General features: G+C 65.0%; 5 protein-coding genes. 3 read left to right on the top strand and 2 right to left on the bottom strand.

Going from position 1 to position 2,650, the window contains the following annotated elements; all coding sequences use genetic code 11:
• From B7X30_RS15335 to B7X30_RS15325, 3 genes are all read left to right on the top strand, one after another.
• A partial coding sequence (locus tag B7X30_RS15335) for a hypothetical protein (protein ID WP_286731786.1) occupies positions 1-433 on the top strand: 433 nt, incomplete at its 5' end.
• A 26-nt stretch (positions 434-459) separates the two neighbouring features.
• Positions 460-1,005, top strand: coding sequence for an adenine phosphoribosyltransferase (locus tag B7X30_RS15330; RefSeq protein WP_286986775.1), 546 nt, complete (start codon positions 460-462; stop codon positions 1,003-1,005).
• A 2-nt stretch (positions 1,006-1,007) separates the two neighbouring features.
• Positions 1,008-1,484, top strand: a complete 477-nt coding sequence (locus B7X30_RS15325; protein WP_286731782.1) for an LEA/WHy family protein — start codon at positions 1,008-1,010, stop codon at positions 1,482-1,484.
• A gap of 20 nt (positions 1,485-1,504) precedes the next feature.
• Here B7X30_RS15325 and B7X30_RS15320 read toward each other — a convergent pair whose 3' ends face one another.
• Entirely contained in the window at positions 1,505-1,819 is a 315-nt protein-coding gene (locus B7X30_RS15320) for a DUF3817 domain-containing protein (RefSeq protein ID WP_013104478.1), read from the bottom strand.
• A gap of 116 nt (positions 1,820-1,935) precedes the next feature.
• Positions 1,936-2,650, bottom strand: a 715-nt coding sequence (locus B7X30_RS15315; protein WP_286731778.1) for a helicase-related protein, incomplete at its 5' end; no start/stop codon positions are given.

Here is a 2,650-nt window from a genome sequence, read left to right as displayed (position 1 = left end):
CGGGGTGATCGGCGCGGCGATCGTGATGGGGCTGGGCGCGATGTTCGGCCTGGGGCTGGCCAGCTTTGGCGCGTTTGCCAAAGTCATGACCCCCGGCGTAGGCATGGCCGCAGGTCTGGGCGCCTTGGCGGGTTCGCTCATGACCTTGCTGCTGTTGGTTTTGCTGGCGCTCTATCTGTTCAGCGTGGCGTTCTGGTTCGTCAATACGCTGGTGGCGCTCGGGGGTGTCAGTCCGTGGAACGCGGTCAAGCTGTCGGTGCGAGCCGGGTTCACCAATCTGGCGCCCATTACCTTGTTCACCGTTTTGCTGCTGCCCATTTCCATCGTGGCCATGTTGCCGTTCGGCCTCGGCCTGCTGGTGTTGTTTCCCGTGCTGTCGGGTGCGTCGTTTGCCTCGTACCACGACGTGTTCGGCGACGAGGCGGCGACCTGAATTTCCTTTGTTGAATGGGCTCACACATGAATGTCATCGACTATCTGCGCCAACACATCCGCACCGTGCCCGACTGGCCGTCGCCCGGCGTGCAGTTCCGCGACATTACGCCGCTGCTGCAGAACCCGCGGGTGTTCCGCGTGCTCATCGACCAGTTCGTGCATCGCTACATGGCCCCCGATCTGCGCCCGGACGTGGTGGCGGGCATCGACGCGCGCGGCTTCATTCTCGGCGCCGTTATCGCCTACGAACTCAACATCGGCTTCGTGCCCATCCGCAAGAAGGGCAAGCTGCCTTTCGACACGGTGTCCGAGGAGTACGAGCTGGAATACGGCAGCGCCACGGTGGAGATTCACACCGACGCGGTGCGGCCGGGCGATTGCGTGCTGCTCATCGACGACCTCATCGCCACCGGCGGCACCATGATGGCCGGCAAGCGTCTGCTCGAAAAGCTCGGGGCCAGCGTGATCGAAGGCGCGGCCATCGTCGATCTGCCCGAGCTCGGCGGCTCACAGCTGCTGCGCGATGCAGGCCTACCGTTGTTCACCCTGGTGGATTTCTCCGGGCATTGATGGTGCTGCGGCTGATCAAAAACTGGCGAGGTTTGCTGCCCGCCCTGATGTGGGCGGCGACCCTGTTCGCCTCGCCGCCTGCGCAGGCGCAGCAAGCCGCCGTGGCGCCGGAGGTGTCGATTCGCAGTGTGGACAGCATTGCCCTGCAAGGCGCAACCGCCATCCTCGACCTCACCCTGAATATTCGCAACACCGGGGGGCTGGCCCTGCCGCTGCAGAAACTGCGGTTTCAGATCCAGTTCAACGGCCTGGACGTGGCGCAGGGCGTGAGCACCGCGCCCGTCACCATCGCCGCGCAGCAGCAGGCGCAGGTTCCGGTGCAGGTCGAGGTCAACAGCGCAACACTGCTGAGCCTCATCGCCACCCTGCCGTCGGACGGCACGGTGCGCTACGTGATTCAGGGAACAGCCGAGATCGGCCAGACGATGCTGCAGATTCCCTTCACCCACAGCGGGGCGGTGCAACTGGCTCTGCAGTAGCCCTGTAGTAGCGCAGTCGCTCAGACTGCTGTCGCAGGCGCTTTGTCGAGCTGGCGGCGCATCATGCGGTGCGACCACAGTCCGCCAAACGGAATGAGCGAAGCGAGGAAAACGCCCAGGCTGCGCAAGGGCGAGAGCTGCCCGCGCGAGAGCGTCACCACCAGTGCGATCGTGGCCCAGATGAACAGGGCGCCGTGAATCGGCCCGATGATTTTCACGCCCGTAGGCCAATCGGCCGCGTACTTCAGCGGCACGGCCAGCAGCACCAGGGCGATGAGCGACGAGCCTTCGACCAGCGCCATGACGCTGAGATGGTGAAGCGGGGACTTGAACATGCGCGAAACTCCGATGAATCGAGATAGATGCGCGAAATGCTATGTCCCGAAAAATCCCCTACGACGCCAATGCGACCGAGCGAGTCCCGAGGAATTGCCCGATCGCAATTCCTGCGTCAGCGAGTGCGCTGACCCCCGCCCTGGCGGCGCTGACCGCCGAAGCCAGCAGCTTGTCCACCGCCAGAAGGGCGGCGTCCACGGCCTTGGCCGTTGCGCATGTGCGGAGGCAGGTCGAGTTCGACCCAGGGGGTGCTTTGCCAGGAATCGGCACGGCGTTCCGGCGGTAGGCCGCCTGCACCAGCGGGTGCGCCAGAAGGTTTGTTGCCGTTGCCCGATTGGCGCTGGCCTTGCGGTTTGGCGCTGGCGGGTGTCTGGGCGCGTCCCTGGCCCTGACCGGGGCCGTTGCGGCTTGCGCCGCGATTGCCTGCGTTTGCACCACTGCGGCGTTGACCTTGGCCACCACCCGCGCCGCCTTCACCCTTGCCGCCGCGACGCTCGCCGCCGTGCAGTACGGTGCGGCCCATGACGATGGGCTGCGCCTTGGCGTTGGGGTCGGGCTCGAAGCCCGGAATGACTTCTTGCGTAATGGGGTTGCGCACTAGCTTTTCGATGTCGCGCAGGAAGCCGAGTTCGTCCACGCAGACCAGCGAAATAGCTTGCCCATTGCTGCCCGCACGGCCGGTGCGGCCGATGCGGTGCACATAGTCTTCTGGGATGTTGGGTAGTTCGTAATTCACCACGACCGGAAGCTGGTCGATGTCGATGCCGCGCGCGGCGATATCGGTAGCGACGAGCACCTGCAGCTTGCCGCTCTTGAAGTCGGCCAGGGCG

Origin of the sequence: Thiomonas sp. 13-64-67 (assembly GCF_002282795.1) — a bacterium.
Classification (GTDB): Bacteria; Pseudomonadota; Gammaproteobacteria; order Burkholderiales; family Burkholderiaceae_C; genus Thiomonas; species Thiomonas arsenitoxydans.
The sequence above is the reverse complement of the archived record's forward strand: the minus strand, read 5'-3'. Positions and strand labels throughout refer to the sequence as shown.

Excerpts from the sequence above, each read along its gene's own strand:
- B7X30_RS15330 (WP_286986775.1), top strand. The coding sequence starts at position 460 with ATGAATGTCATCGACTATCTGCGCCAACACATCCGCACCGTGCCCGAC.
- B7X30_RS15320 (WP_013104478.1), bottom strand. The coding sequence starts at position 1,819 with ATGTTCAAGTCCCCGCTTCACCATCTCAGCGTCATGGCGCTGGTCGAA.